The 13,743-nt window shown below is 71.4% G+C and carries 12 protein-coding genes; 7 read left to right on the plus strand and 5 right to left on the minus strand.

Annotation, left to right across the window (positions count from 1 at the left end; genetic code table 11):
- Nucleotides 1-140 precede the first annotated feature (140 nt).
- Together ACWCXX_RS02365 and ACWCXX_RS02370 are read right to left on the minus strand one after the other, a co-directional pair.
- The gene (locus ACWCXX_RS02365; RefSeq protein WP_451123398.1) at nucleotides 141-899 is read right to left on the minus strand and encodes a class I SAM-dependent methyltransferase; all 759 of its coding nucleotides are present in this window, start codon (nucleotides 897-899) and stop codon (nucleotides 141-143) included.
- Nucleotides 900-985: 86 nt separating this feature from the next.
- Nucleotides 986-1,585, minus strand: a complete 600-nt coding sequence (locus ACWCXX_RS02370) for a DUF3043 domain-containing protein (RefSeq protein WP_451123400.1) — start codon at nucleotides 1,583-1,585, stop codon at nucleotides 986-988.
- A 297-nt stretch (nucleotides 1,586-1,882) separates the two neighbouring features.
- Between ACWCXX_RS02370 and ACWCXX_RS02375 the strand changes: the two genes are divergently transcribed.
- From ACWCXX_RS02375 to ACWCXX_RS02395, 5 genes are all read left to right on the plus strand, one after another.
- Complete coding sequence (locus tag ACWCXX_RS02375; RefSeq protein WP_451123402.1) at nucleotides 1,883-2,665, plus strand: PspA/IM30 family protein; 783 nt, start codon at nucleotides 1,883-1,885, stop codon at nucleotides 2,663-2,665.
- Nucleotides 2,666-2,678: 13 nt separating this feature from the next.
- The gene (gene pspAA, locus ACWCXX_RS02380) at nucleotides 2,679-2,957 is read left to right on the plus strand and encodes a PspA-associated protein PspAA (protein WP_451123404.1); all 279 of its coding nucleotides are present in this window, start codon (nucleotides 2,679-2,681) and stop codon (nucleotides 2,955-2,957) included.
- Between the two features lie 354 nt (nucleotides 2,958-3,311).
- The gene (locus tag ACWCXX_RS02385; protein ID WP_451123406.1) at nucleotides 3,312-4,583 is read left to right on the plus strand and encodes a sensor histidine kinase; all 1,272 of its coding nucleotides are present in this window, start codon (nucleotides 3,312-3,314) and stop codon (nucleotides 4,581-4,583) included.
- Nucleotides 4,580-5,275 (plus strand): response regulator, encoded by a 696-nt coding sequence (locus ACWCXX_RS02390; RefSeq protein WP_451123408.1) that lies wholly within the window; start codon nucleotides 4,580-4,582, stop codon nucleotides 5,273-5,275. The genes ACWCXX_RS02385 and ACWCXX_RS02390 overlap by 4 nt, the downstream gene beginning before the upstream one ends.
- A gap of 166 nt (nucleotides 5,276-5,441) precedes the next feature.
- Nucleotides 5,442-8,597, plus strand: coding sequence for an efflux RND transporter permease subunit (locus tag ACWCXX_RS02395; RefSeq protein WP_451123410.1), 3,156 nt, complete (start codon nucleotides 5,442-5,444; stop codon nucleotides 8,595-8,597).
- Nucleotides 8,598-8,698: 101 nt separating this feature from the next.
- Here ACWCXX_RS02395 and nadA read toward each other — a convergent pair whose 3' ends face one another.
- Nucleotides 8,699-9,895 carry a quinolinate synthase NadA gene (gene nadA / locus ACWCXX_RS02400; protein ID WP_451123412.1) on the minus strand — a complete coding sequence of 399 codons (1,197 nt, stop codon included), beginning with the start codon at nucleotides 9,893-9,895 and terminating at the stop codon, nucleotides 8,699-8,701.
- Nucleotides 9,896-10,118: 223 nt separating this feature from the next.
- Between nadA and erpA the strand changes: the two genes are divergently transcribed.
- Nucleotides 10,119-10,475, plus strand: a complete 357-nt coding sequence (erpA, locus tag ACWCXX_RS02405; protein WP_189540679.1) for an iron-sulfur cluster insertion protein ErpA — start codon at nucleotides 10,119-10,121, stop codon at nucleotides 10,473-10,475.
- Nucleotides 10,476-10,749: 274 nt separating this feature from the next.
- On the opposite strand, the gene ACWCXX_RS02410 is transcribed toward erpA, so the two are convergent.
- The gene (locus ACWCXX_RS02410; protein WP_451123414.1) at nucleotides 10,750-12,237 is read right to left on the minus strand and encodes a hypothetical protein; all 1,488 of its coding nucleotides are present in this window, start codon (nucleotides 12,235-12,237) and stop codon (nucleotides 10,750-10,752) included.
- A gap of 166 nt (nucleotides 12,238-12,403) precedes the next feature.
- Entirely contained in the window at nucleotides 12,404-12,601 is a 198-nt protein-coding gene (locus ACWCXX_RS02415) for a hypothetical protein (RefSeq protein ID WP_451123416.1), read from the minus strand.
- 158 nt (nucleotides 12,602-12,759) lie between these two features.
- Here ACWCXX_RS02415 and ACWCXX_RS02420 point away from each other — a divergent pair, with 158 nt between their 5' ends.
- Nucleotides 12,760-13,734: a carbohydrate kinase family protein gene (locus ACWCXX_RS02420; RefSeq protein ID WP_451123418.1), complete on the plus strand. Its 975-nt coding sequence runs from the start codon at nucleotides 12,760-12,762 to the stop codon at nucleotides 13,732-13,734.
- Nucleotides 13,735-13,743 lie beyond the last annotated feature (9 nt).

Consider the following 13,743-nt stretch of genomic DNA (forward strand, 5'->3'; position numbering starts at 1 on the left):
GTGCCGTCGGCGGCCTGTTGAATCCGCTCGGCCAGGGGGTGCCGCCCGGTCCCGGCGGCACCCCGCCGCCGCCCGGTCGTGCGTGGTGAGCGGCGGACCGGCCCCGTACGCCGCGGGGGTTCCGGGGCCGTGCGCGGGGGTCAGCCCCGTACGCCGCACAGGTGCAGCAGCGCGGCCACCCGGCGGTACGGGTCCGTGCGCCCGGCGCGGTCCTCGGCGGCGAGCACCCGTTCCAGCTCCGCGGCGGCGGGCAGTTCCACGTCGTTGCTCACGTTGTCCGTGAAGACGCGCACCCCGTACCAGGCGTGCAGGGGCGCCGCGATCCCGGCGAGGGTGGACGTCAGGGCGTCCAGCCGGTCGGCCCGTACGGTGACGCCCAGCCGGTTGGTGTACGTGTCGCTCTCGAAGGCGGCCAGCGTCGCGTCCCAGTCCCCGGCGGTGCCGGGGCGCATCGCCAGCGCGTCCGCGTTCCGTACGAGCAGCGACAGCAGCCCGCCGGGGGCCAGCATCCGGGCCAGACCGGCCAGCATCGCGTCCGGCTCCCGGACGTACATCAGCACGCCGTGGCAGAGCACCACGTCGAAGCTGCCCGGCAGGAAGTGCACCCCGGTGTCCATGCCGTCGCCCTCGATCAGCCGGACCCGCTCACGGATTCCCGCCGGCTCGCTGCCGAGCGTCTCCCTGGCCACCCGCAGCATCTCGGCGTCGGACTCCAGGCCGGTCACCGTGTGACCCGCCCTGGCCAGGCGCAGCGCCTGGGTGCCCTGGCCCATGCCGACGTCGAGGACCCGCAGCCGCTGCCCGACCGGGAAGCGGGCCGCGATCTGCTCGTCCAGCTGCCGGGCGACGAGCTCCTGGCGGACGGTGTTGCGCAGACCGCCCAGTTCCTTCAGCCACACCGGGGAGGCTCCGGAGAAGCCGGTGACGGCGGCATCGTCGGGGAGGCCGGCGGACGGACCGCCGGCCGAGCCGGAGACATGCGTACTCAGGGCCGCTCTCCACGCTTGACCTGCGGCTTGGGCAGTCGCAGGCGGCGCATCTGGAGCGTGCGCATCAGGCCGTAGGCGATCGCGCCACGCTTGGGGGTGTCGGGGAAGCGCTGCTTCAGCTGCTTCCTCAGCCGGATCGAGAGACCGATCGAGTCGATGACGATCAGCACGATGACGCAGAGCCAGAGCAGCAGCGAGATGTTCTGGATGTTCCGCACCTGGATCACGCTGAGGATCAGGATGATCACGGCGAGCGGCAGGAAGAACTCCGCGACGCAGAAGCGCGAGTCCACGTAGTCGCGGACGAAGCGCCGCACCGGGCCCTTGTCGCGGATCGGCAGATAGCGCTCGTCACCACTGGCGAGCGCCTCGCGCTGCCTGGCCAGGTCCGCCCGGCGTGCTTCGCGCTGCCTCTTCGCTGCCTCCTTGCGGTCGAGCGGCGCGCCACTGGAGGCGCGACGGCGCTGCGACTGGGCCTCGCTGCGCTTGGGGGTGGGGCGACCCTTGGGAGCCTGCGGGTCGCGGGGCTGCTTGGAGAGGTCCGCCGTCACCTTCTCGGTGGGCGCCTTCTCTTCCTTCGAACGGCTACGGAACACAAGGCCCAAGGGTACGGGGTCGATCGCGATGACCCCAGGCCGGTCGGGAACGATCCGGCAACGGCCCGCGTCCTGGCCGGTGTACCCGCGTGTTCGGCGGATACGGGCGTCCCGGTTCTCCCCGACCTCCACCTACTCCCTGGGCCGGAGCGGTGACCGGACGCAGTCGTCCTTGGGGAGGAGCACATCCGTGCTCGAACAGTGCGGTAATAGAGGCAGGGCCCGTACTGTGGGTTCTGTTGGAGTGCTGGAGCTCAGTCCGTCAGAAGGGGGCGCGCGAAGCCCATGAGCGGTGTCATGAAGCGTATGGGGATGATCTTCCGCGCGAAGGCAAACAAGGCCCTTGACCGGGCCGAGGATCCGCGCGAGACCCTCGATTACTCGTACCAGAAGCAGCTCGAGCTGCTGCAGAAGGTGCGCCGCGGTGTCGCCGACGTGGCGACCTCGCGCAAGCGGCTGGAGCTGCAGCTGAACCAGCTGCAGGGACAGTCGGCCAAGCTGGAGGACCAGGGCCGCAAGGCGCTCGCGCTCGGTCGCGAGGACCTGGCCCGCGAGGCGCTCTCCCGGCGCGCCGCGCTCCAGCAGCAGGTCACCGACCTGGAGACGCAGCACTCCACGCTGCAGGGCGAGGAGGAGAAGCTCACCCTCGCGGCCCAGCGGCTGCAGGCCAAGGTCGACGCCTTCCGCACCAAGAAGGAGACCATCAAGGCCACCTACACCGCCGCCCAGGCGCAGACCCGGATCGGCGAGGCGTTCTCCGGGATCTCCGAGGAGATGGGCGACGTCGGTCTGGCGATCCAGCGGGCCGAGGACAAGACCCAGCAGCTCCAGGCCCGCGCCGGCGCGATCGACGAGCTGCTCGCCTCCGGCGCCCTGGACGACCCGACCGGCACGGCGAAGGACGACATCGCCGCCGAGCTGGACCGGATCTCCGGCGGTACGGACGTGGAGCTGGAGCTCCAGCGCATGAAGGCCGAGCTGGCCGGCGGCTCCACGCCGCAGCAGGCGATCGAGGGCGGTCCGCAGGACGCCGCCCAGCGGCAGTCGTCGCAGTCCCCGCACCGGTTCGACAAGAGTTGAGTGAGGCAGCGTCATGATCGTACGGATCATGGGGGAGGGCCAGGTCGCCCTGGCCGACAGCCATCTCGCCGAGCTCAACAAGCTCGACGACGAGCTGCTCGCCGAGGTGGAGAGCGGGGACGGCCCGGCTTTCCGCGCCACGCTCCACGCGCTCCTGGCCAAGGTGCGCGAACTCGGCACGTCCCTGCCGGACGACTCCCTGGAGCCGTCCGAGCTGATTCTGCCGTCGTCCGACGCGACCCTCGAAGAGGTGCGCGCCATGCTCCGGGACGACGGCCTGATCCCCGGCTGACGAGCGGCGCTCTCCAGCACGCGCACTCCGCACGAAACCGTGCCCCGGGTCCGGCCCACCGGACCCGGGGCACGCGTGTTTCCGCATGCTTCCGCGTGCGTCCGGGCGTTTCCGGGGTGTCCAGATGCTTCCCGGCGTGTCCAGGTGTTTCCGGGGGCGTCCGGAGCGGGCGACGAGCCACGGGGCCCCGGTCCGTTGTCGGCCTTCCGGCTCGCTCCCGTCCTTCCGCGGGCTCGTTCCCGGTCCCGGAACGGGGCCGTTGCCGCCCTCCGGGCCGTTCCCGCGGCCCCCGGAGGGGGTCCTCCGTGCGAACTCGGCCCGATCTCCGCGCGACACGCCGTAACGTAGCTTGACGTGACCACCCTCGGAACCGGGGTCCTGCGCGTACGGCACTGGCTGCGCGACCATCCCCTCGCGCTGGACGCCGCGCTCGCCCTGGCCGTGCTCGTGGCCATGATCGTCGCGTCCTTCGTCCACCCCGGCGCGCCGGACGGGCCCACCCTCGCCACCCGCAGGCCCGAGGCGGGCAGCGTGCTCCTGATGGTGTTGGGGGCCGTCGCGCTCGTCTGGCGGCGGCGCCGTCCCGTGGCGGTGCTCGTGGCCACCGCCGGACTGACGGTCCTCGAACTGATGCGGTCCGACCCGCCCGCCCCCGTGGTGACCGGCGCCGTCATCGCGCTGTACACCGTCGCCGCCCGCACCGACCGGCCCACCACCTGGCGGGTCGGGCTGCTGACGATGACGGTGCTGACGGCCGCCGCGATGTTCTTCGGCCCGGCGCCCTGGTACAACCAGGAGAACTTCGGCGTCTTCGCCTGGATCGGCATGGCCGGTGCGACCGGGGACGCCATCCGCTCCCGACGGGCGTTCATCGACGCGATCCGGGAGCGCGCCGAACGGGCCGAACGCACCCGCGACGAGGAGGCCCGGCGCAGGGTCGCCGAGGAACGGCTGCGGATCGCCCGCGACCTGCACGACGTCGTCGCCCACCACATCGCCCTGGTCAACGTCCAGGCAGGGGTGGCCGCCCACGTCATGGACAAGCGCCCCGACCAGGCCAAGGAGGCGCTGGCCCACGTCCGGGAAGCCAGCCGCTCCGCGCTCAACGAACTGCGGGCCACGGTCGGGCTGCTGCGCCAGTCCGGAGACCCCGAGGCACCCACCGAACCGGCCCCCGGCCTCGCGGTCCTGGACGAACTGGTCGACACCGTCCGGCGGGCCGGACTCCCGGTCGAGGTGGCCTGCACCGACCGGAGGCCCCCGCTGCCCGCAGCCGTCGACCTCGCCGCGTACCGGGTCATCCAGGAGGCGCTGACCAACGTGCGCAAACACGCCGGGCCCGGGGCGAGGGCCGAGGTGAGCGTCGTACGGGTCGGGGCCACCACCGAGATCACCGTGATCGACAACGGCTCGGGCGGGGACTGCCGCGCCGCGGACGCGCCGGACGGAGGCGGCGGCCACGGCCTGCTCGGCATGCGCGAACGCGTCACCGCGCTCGGCGGCACCCTCACCGCCGGGCCCCGCTACGGCGGCGGATTCCGGGTCCATGCGATCCTGCCCGTCAGGGCCCGCAAGGAAGAGTCCGAGGAGCCGGACATGGTGGGCCGGACGGGGGAAACCGCATGACACCGCCCATCAAGGTGCTGCTCGTCGACGACCAGACGCTGCTGCGCAGCGCGTTCCGGGTGCTGGTCGACTCGGAGGCCGACATGGAGGTCGTCGGCGAGGCGGCGGACGGCGCGCAGGCCGTGGAACTCGCCCGCTCGACCCGGGCCGACGTGGTGCTGATGGACATCCGGATGCCCGGCACGGACGGGCTCACCGCGACCCGCATGATCAGCGCCGATCCGGAACTGTCGGACGTACGGGTCGTCATGCTCACCACCTTCGAGGTGGACGAGTACGTGGTGCAGTCGCTGCGGGCCGGGGCCTCCGGCTTCCTCGGCAAGGGGGCGGAACCCGAGGAGCTCCTCAACGCCATCCGGATCGCCGCGGCCGGCGAGGCGCTGCTCTCACCGGCCGCGACCAAGGGCCTGATCGCCACATTCCTCGCCCAGGGCGGCAGTTCGGACGGCGAGGGGCCGGGCGCCGCCGAGTACGCGGAACGGCTCGCCGCGCTCACCGGCCGCGAGCGCGAGGTGCTCGTCCTGGTCGCGGGCGGCCACTCCAACGACGAGATCGCCGAGCGGCTCGTCGTCAGCCCGCTCACGGTCAAGACCCATGTGAACAGGACGATGGCGAAACTGGGCGCCAGGGACCGGGCGCAATTGGTGGTAATAGCCTACGAATCGGGCCTGGTGCGCCCCAGGGTGGAGTGACGGGTGGAGATTCGGCGTACTCCACCTGCGGTATGCGGGGCGTAAGAAAGCGACCCTGGGGCCGAGGTCTGCGCCCCTGCCGGTGAGCGATGGTGTAACTGGGCCGGGTCTGTCCCGAGTCACCCGCCCCACCTGCCTCGCAAGCCACAGAAGAGAGACCTCACCCATGTCCTGGCTGTCCAGATTCAGCCTCGCGCAACGGGCCCTGATCGGACTGATCTCGATCGTCGCGCTCGTATTCGGAGCGATCGCGATCCCGCAACTCAAGCAGCAGTTGCTGCCCACCATCGAGCTTCCGGTGGTGTCGGTGCTCGCCCCCTATCAGGGCGCGTCCCCCGATGTGGTCGAGAAGCAGGTCGTCGAGCCGCTGGAGAACTCCCTCAAGGCCGTCGACGGAGTCACCGGCATCACCTCCACCGCCAGCGAGGGCAACGCCGTCGTCATGGCGTCCTTCGACTTCGGCAGCGAGGGCACCAAGCAGCTCGTCGCCGACATCCAGCAGGCGGTCAACCGCGCCCGCGCCCAGCTCCCCGACGGCGTGGACCCGCAGGTCATTGCCGGCTCGACCGACGACATCCCGGCGGTCGTCCTCGCCGTCACCTCCGACAAGGACCAGCAGGCGCTCGCCGACCAGCTGGACCGCACGGTCGTCCCCGCACTGGAGGACATCGACGGCGTCGGCCAGGTCACCGTCGACGGGGTGCGGGACCTCCAGGTCTCCGTCACCCCCGACGACAAGAAGCTCGCCGCCGCCGGGCTGAACGCCATGACGCTCGCCCAGGCGCTCCAGGCGGGCGGCGCGACCGTCCCCGCCGGTTCGTTCTCCGAGTCCGGCAAGAGCCGCACCGTCCAGGTCGGCGGCGCCTTCACCTCCCTGAAGCAGATCGAGGACCTGCGGGTCGCCCCCCAGGGCGCGGCAACGGGCAAGCCCGGCAAGCCGGTTCGCGTCGGTGACATTGCGAAGGTCGAGCAGGAGCAGGCCACCGCGGTCTCCATCACCCGGACGAACGGCAGGCCGAGCCTCGCCGTGATGGCCACCATGGACAAGGACGGCAGCGCCGTCGCCATCTCGGACGCGGTCAAGGACAAGCTCCCCGACCTTCGCAAGGACCTCGGTGCCGGCGCCGAACTGACCGTCGTCTCCGACCAGGGTCCCGCCGTCTCCAAGGCGATCTCCGGCCTGACCACCGAAGGCGCGCTCGGCCTGCTCTTCGCGGTCGTCGTGATCCTGGTCTTCCTCGCGTCGCTGCGCTCGACCCTGGTCACCGCGGTCTCCATCCCGCTCTCCGTGGTCCTCGCGCTGATCGTGCTCTGGACCCGCGACCTCTCGCTCAACATGCTCACGCTCGGCGCGCTGACCATCGCCATCGGCCGGGTCGTCGACGACTCGATCGTGGTCCTGGAGAACATCAAGCGCCACCTCGGCTACGGCGAGGAGCGCCAGTCGGCGATCATCACCGCGGTGAAGGAAGTGGCCGGCGCGGTCACCTCCTCGACCCTCACCACGGTCGCCGTCTTCCTGCCGATCGGCCTCGTCGGTGGCATGGTCGGCGAACTCTTCGGCTCCTTCTCGCTGACCGTCACCGCGGCCCTGCTGGCCTCCCTGCTGGTCTCGCTGACCGTCGTGCCCGTCCTGTCGTACTGGTTCCTGCGCGCCCCCGAGGGCGCCGCCCAGGACGACCCGGACGAGATCCGTCGCAAGGCCGAGGAGAAGGAGGCCCGCAGCCGGCTCCAGCGGCTGTACGTCCCGGTGCTGCGCTTCGCGACCCGGCGCCGCGTCACCAGCCTCGCCATCGCCGTCGTGGTGCTGGTCGCCACCTTCGGCATGGCCCCGCTGCTGAAGACCAACTTCTTCGACCAGGGCGAGCAGGAGGTCCTCTCCATCAAGCAGGAGCTGACCCCCGGCACCAGCCTGGCAGCCGCCGACGCGGCGGCCCGGAAGGTCGAGAAGGTCCTCGCCGACGACAAGGGCGTCAAGGACTACCAGGTCACCGTCGGCTCCTCCGGCTTCATGGCGGCCTTCGGCGGCGGCACCGGCTCCAACCAGGCCACGTACCAGGTCACCCTGAAGGACTCGGGCGACTTCGACGCCACGCAGAAGCGCATCGACACCGCGCTCGGCAAGCTCGACGGCATCGGTGACACCACCATCTCCGCGGGCGACGGCTTCGGCAGCCAGGACCTCAGCGTCGTGGTCAAGGCCGCCGACGCGGACGTGCTGCGCAAGGCGTCCGAGAAGGTACGGGGCGCGGTCGCCGGTCTCAAGGACGTCACCGACGTCCAGAGCGACCTGTCGCAGAGCGTTCCGCGGATCTCGGTGAAGCCCAACGCCAGGGCGGCGGACGCCGGCCTCGACCAGACCGCGCTCGGCGCGGCCGTCGCCGGGGCGGTGCGCGGCACCCCGGCCGGCAAGGCGGTCATGGACGACACCGAACGGGACGTGGTCATCAGGTCCGCCCACCCGGCCACCACGATGGCCGAGCTGAAGGACCTCCCCCTCGGCCCGGTCAGGCTCGGCCAGGTCGCCGACGTCGAACTGGTCCCCGGCCCGGTCTCGATGACCCGGATCGACGGCCAGCGCGCCGCCACCATCACCGCCAAGCCCACCAGCGACAACACCGGAGCGGTCAGCGCCGCGCTGGAGAAGAAGCTCGACGCGCTGGAGCTCCCGGAGGGCGCCACCGCCACCATCGGCGGTGTCACCGAGGACCAGAGCGACTCGTTCGCCAAGCTCGGCCTGGCCATGCTGGCGGCGATCGCGATCGTCTTCATGCTGCTGGTGGCGACCTTCCGGTCCCTGGTCCAGCCGCTGATCCTGCTGGTCTCCGTCCCGTTCGCGGCGACCGGCGCGATCGGCCTGCTCGTCGCCACCGACACCCCGATGGGCATTCCGGCGATGATCGGCATGCTGATGCTGATCGGCATCGTGGTGACCAACGCGATCGTGCTGATCGACCTGATCAACCAGTACCGGGCCCAGGGCATGGGCGTCGTCGAAGCAGTCGTCGAGGGCGGCCGCCACCGGCTCCGCCCGATCCTGATGACCGCCCTGGCGACGATCTTCGCCCTGCTCCCGATGGCACTCGGCGTCACTGGCGAGGGCGGCTTCATCTCGCAGCCTCTCGCCGTCGTGGTGATCGGCGGCCTGGTCACCTCGACCCTGCTGACCCTGCTCCTGGTGCCGACGCTCTACGCGATGGTCGAACTCCGCAAGGAACGCCGCGCGAAGAAGAAGGCCGCCAAGCGGGCGAAGAAGACCGGCGCCGCGGAGCCGGCCCTCCGGGAGGACACCTCGGAGGAGCCGGAGCCTGCCAAGGCCTGACGACCGGCACGGAAAAGGCCCTGGCACCGTCGGTCCGACGGTGCCAGGGCCTTCGTGCGGCCAGAGCGGGGCGCCCCGCCCCGCGCCGCCCACGGCCTTCGCTACGGCAGCGCCAGCATCCGCTCCAGCGCCAGCTTCGCGTACTTCTCCGTCTCCGGGTCGACCTCGATCCGGTTGACGAGGTTGCCCTCGGCCAGCGACTCCAGGGCCCACACCAGGTGCGGCAGGTCGATGCGGTTCATCGTCGAGCAGAAGCACACCGTCTTGTCGAGGAAGACGATCTCCTTGTCCTCGGCCGCGAACCGGTTCGCCAGGCGGCGCACCAGGTTCAGTTCGGTGCCGATCGCCCACTTCGAGCCGGCCGGGGCCGCCTCCAGGGCCTTGATGATGTACTCCGTCGAGCCCACGTAGTCGGCCGCGGCCACCACCTCGTGCCTGCACTCCGGGTGCACCAGGACGTTGACGCCCGGTATCCGCTCGCGCACGTCGTTCACGGACTCGACCGAGAAGCGGCCGTGCACCGAGCAGTGCCCGCGCCACAGGATCATCTTCGCGTTCCGCAGCTCCTCGGCGGTCAGACCGCCGTTCGGCTTGTGCGGGTTGTAGAGGACGCAGTCCTCCGGCGACATCCCCAGGTCCCGGACCGCGGTGTTCCGGCCGAGGTGCTGGTCGGGCAGGAAGAGGATCTTCTCGCCCTGCTCGAAGGCCCACTCCAGCGCCCGCCGGGCGTTGGACGAGGTGCAGATGGTGCCGCCGTGCCGCCCGGTGAACGCCTTGATGTCGGCGGAGGAGTTCATGTACGAGACGGGCACGACCTGCTCGGCGATCCCGGCCTCGGTCAGCACGTCCCAGCACTCGGCGACCTGCTCGGCGGTGGCCATGTCCGCCATGGAACAGCCCGCCGCCAGGTCCGGCAGCACGACCTTCTGGTCGTCCGTGGTCAGGATGTCCGCGGACTCGGCCATGAAGTGCACGCCGCAGAAGACGATGTACTCGGCCTCCGGCCGGGCCGCCGCGTCCCGGGCGAGCTTGAAGGAGTCGCCGGTGACGTCCGCGAACTGGATGACCTCGTCGCGCTGGTAGTGGTGGCCGAGGACGAACACCTTGTCCCCGAGCTTCTCCTTGGCGGCACGGGCGCGCTCCACCAGGTCCGGATCGGACGGGGATGGCAGGTCGCCGGGGCACTCGACGCCGCGCTCGCTCCGGGGGTCGGCCTCACGGCCGAGCAGGAGCAGGGCGAGGGGCGTCGGCTGGACGTCGAGTTCCTGGGCGGGGTGGGCCGTGGTCACGTCACGCACCCTTTCTTCTCTGCTGAAAGCCTTTTCGTCTAATTGACGCTATCTATCATATCCGGTTCACGTCACTTTGACGATGGCCATAGTGTCGATGTGACGCATCCCCCCCGCCGGACCGGTGTGCGAGCATGAACGGAACAGGCAAGCGCTCGGCCCGGAATGAATCCGCGGCTCCGACCGTTGCAACGTCGGCAAGCAGTCTCCGTACAACCCGGGAGAGAAGCAGATGTCCGTATCGGACGAGACCACCACCGTGAGCGACGGCATCCTCCTGTCCGACGCCGCCGCAGCCAAGGTCAAGAGCCTGCTGGAGCAGGAGGGCCGTGACGACCTGGCGCTGCGCGTCGCCGTCCAGCCCGGCGGTTGCTCGGGCCTGCGCTACCAGCTCTTCTTCGACGAGCGTTCGCTCGACGGGGACGTCGTGAAGGACTTCGACGGCGTCAAGGTCGTCACCGACCGGATGAGCGCCCCGTACCTCGGCGGTGCCTCCATCGACTTCGTCGACACCATCGAGAAGCAGGGCTTCACGATCGACAACCCCAACGCCACGGGCTCCTGCGCCTGCGGGGACTCCTTCAGCTGACCCCCGCGGGCCGCGTTCCCCCGACGGGGCGCGCGGATCCCGGGCACGGCGGAACGGCACGACGGCGGCGGCGATCCCGGCAGGGGATCGCCGCCGCCATCGTGCGGACAGTTCCTTCGGACGCCGCGCGTGCGGTTCCGCCGCCGTGCGTGCCGTTCAGGGGCCGTGCGTGCCGTCCCGGTCGTCGTGGGTGCGGCTCGGGTGCTGCTGTGCGCGGTTCGGGAGGCCGTGCGCGCCGTTTCCGGCCTCCTGCGCACGGCCTTCCGCGTACGGCTCAGCCGCGGGACACGACGTGGCCCGAGGCCGCGTCGACCACCGTCCGGTCGCCGAGCGGCGCGTCCAGCGTCACCGTGCGGGTCAGCTCCTTGGCGATCATGATGCAGGCATTCTTCCCGGGCTGCCTCTCCTCCGTCACCGTCACCGTCACCCGGTTGCCGTCCTCGGTCGCGCTCGCGGTGTACGTGCTGCACACCCCGCCCCAGAACTTCACCGACAGGGTCCGTCCGTCGGCGCTGTACGACAGCAGCCGGTCGGATTTCTCCGTGTCCCCGGCGGGCGGGGTCGGCGCGGTCGCCGCCGGGGCGTCCTTCGTCAGGTACGAGGGGTCCACGGCGACCCGCGGCACCGTGCTGCCCGGCCCGCCGGCGGCCTGTCGCACCGAGAAGAGCCAGGACGGCACGAGCGTCTGCTCGCCCGCCACGTACTGCATCGACAGACCGAACACCGCCTTCTCGACCGTCACGGTCGTCGTCGGCCGCTCCGTCCCGCTCTGCGTCCCGCAGTCCACCTTCGGCCTCGGCTGCTTCTCCGGGGCGTCCTTCCCGTCCTGCAGCGGTACGGGGGTGGCGCAGCCGCCGATGTCCTTCTGCGCGCCCGTGCGCATCGAGCGTCCGTTCAGCTGCTTCAGCGCCTCGCCCGCGCTGATCACCGGATAGCTGTCGCCCTTCTCCAGGGCCTTCAAGTGCCCGGAACCGCCCACCACTTCACCACCGGCGCCCACCTGGATGCCGGTCGACCAGCCGTACGTGGGAAGCCCGTCCACCTTCGGGTCGGCGTTCACCACCCGTACCGAGCCCATGAGTTGGCGGGTGTCGAGCGCGGCGTCGTCCTGTCCCACCGCCTTCAGGACCGGGGTCGCGGCGGCCTTGGCGGCGCTCTCGCCCACCGGGTTCCCGGAACCGCCCGGAGCCACCTTCTCGCTCGAACAGACCTTGGTGTCACGGCAGTTGTCCGTACCGCCGGAACCGTAGCGGGCGAAGGTCCAGGTGCCCGGTGCCTGCTTCTCCACCCGGAGGAACGGGCCCGAGCCGTCCCCGGTGGACCCCACCGTCCAGGCCGTGCCCTCCGCCCGCGGCGTCCCCGGCAGGCCCAGCGCCTTCGCCAGCCGGGTCACCTCGGCGGCCGAGACGCTCCCCGTCGCACGCCGCACCGCGGCCCTGTCCGGCCCCTGGGGCAGCTCGCCGGACACCCGGTAGACCACCTGGCCGCCGTTCGGGTCGGGCTCGCCCGGCGCGATGCCCCGCGCGGGCCCGCCCGGCGCCGCGGGGCTGTCCGATCCGGCCTCCAGGGCCAGCGGGGGAGGGGTGCGCCCACCGCTGCCGTCCGTGCTGCCGGTCCTCGCGCCGTCACCGTCGGCGGCGGTCGCGGCCCAGTAGGCGCCGCCACCCCCGGCCAGCAGTACGGCTGCCGCCACCGAGGCCACGGCGAGCGGCGAACGCCGCCGGGGGCCGGTCACGTCGTTGTCGGGTCGCTCGGTGCTCACCGGATCGCTCCTTCGCCTGCGTGGCCGGCACACGCCGTGGACCGGCCCGTCGTCCGTCCCCCGAGTGGGGACAACGGTGGGACGGGGCAGGGGCGCGAGCGGTTCCCTCCCGGGGCGCGGGGCGCGATCGTTGCCGGTACCGGCAGCGTGCCGGTACCGGCACGGGTCAGTCGCCGTACTCGGACATGGCGTCGACAAGCCGGGCGGAGGCGGCGGGCACGGTGACCCCGTGAATCCGGGACGGAGCGACCGGAACAGGGGCAGACTTCGGGTGGGCCGCCCAGTGCGGAGCCATCCGCGCGCAGTCCCCGCGCAGCTCGGCCAGGCTCATCTCGGACTCGTGCGAGGTGATGTGGTTCGACATAACCGCACCGTAGGCATCGCACGCCTCGGGAAGAAAGCCCTACTATCGGGTAGTTTTCCCGCTTCGGGCGAGTCCGCGGAACGGGTAGCGTGAACTGTCACGACGCCCCGGGAACACCATCAGCGGTTCCCCCCGATCTCCGCAGGAGCAGTCTCCCCGTGCGAATCGCAGTCACCGGCTCCATCGCCACCGATCACCTCATGACCTTCCCCGGCCGTTTCGCCGACCAGCTGGTCGCCGATCAGCTGCACACGGTCTCGCTCTCCTTCCTGGTCGACAACCTCGAAGTGCGCCGGGGCGGTGTCGCCGCCAACATCTGCTTCGGCATGGGCCTGCTGGGCACGCGGCCGATCCTGGCCGGTGCCGCCGGCGCCGACTTCGACGAGTACCGCGCCTGGCTCGACCGCCACGGCGTCGACACCGGCTCGGTCCGGATCTCCGAGGTCCTGCACACCGCCCGCTTCGTCTGCACCACGGACGCCGACCACAACCAGATCGGCTCCTTCTACGCCGGGGCGATGAGCGAGGCCCGCCTCATCGAGCTGAAGGCCGTCGCCGACCGCGTCGGCGGCCTCGACCTGGCCCTGATCGGCGCCGACGACCCCGAGGCGATGCTCCGCCACACCGAGGAGTGCCGCTCCCGGGGCATCCCGTTCGCCGCGGACTTCTCGCAGCAGATCGCGCGGATGGACGGCGACGAGATCCGGACCCTCCTCGAAGGCGCCACGTACCTCTTCTCCAACGAGTACGAGAAGGGGCTCATCGAGTCCAAGACCGGCTGGAGCGACGAGGAGATCCTGGGCAAGGTCGGCCACCGGGTCACCACCCTCGGCTCCCGGGGCGTGCGCATCGAGCGGGTCGGCCAGGACCCGATCGAGGTCGGCTGCCCGGAGGAGGAGAGCAAGACCGACCCGACCGGCGTCGGCGACGCCTTCCGGGCCGGCTTCCTCTCCGGCCTCGTCTGGGGCGTCGGCCTGGAGCGCGCCGCCCAGGTCGGCTGCATGCTGGCCACCCTGGTCATCGAGACCATCGGCACCCAGGAGTACACCCTGCGCCGCACCCACTTCATGGACCGCTTCACCAAGGCGTACGGCCACGACGCCGCCGACGAGGTCCGCCTCCACCTGGGCTGACCCGGCAGG

This window comes from Streptomyces sp. NPDC001732 (assembly GCF_053596315.1).

Excerpts from the sequence above, each read along its gene's own strand:
- ACWCXX_RS02375 (WP_451123402.1), top strand. The coding sequence starts at position 1,883 with ATGAAGCGTATGGGGATGATCTTCCGCGCGAAGGCAAACAAGGCCCTT.
- pspAA (WP_451123404.1), top strand. The coding sequence starts at position 2,679 with ATGATCGTACGGATCATGGGGGAGGGCCAGGTCGCCCTGGCCGACAGC.
- ACWCXX_RS02390 (WP_451123408.1), top strand. The coding sequence starts at position 4,580 with ATGACACCGCCCATCAAGGTGCTGCTCGTCGACGACCAGACGCTGCTG.
- ACWCXX_RS02395 (WP_451123410.1), top strand. The coding sequence starts at position 5,442 with ATGTCCTGGCTGTCCAGATTCAGCCTCGCGCAACGGGCCCTGATCGGA.
- erpA (WP_189540679.1), top strand. The coding sequence starts at position 10,119 with ATGTCCGTATCGGACGAGACCACCACCGTGAGCGACGGCATCCTCCTG.
- ACWCXX_RS02415 (WP_451123416.1), bottom strand. The coding sequence starts at position 12,601 with ATGTCGAACCACATCACCTCGCACGAGTCCGAGATGAGCCTGGCCGAG.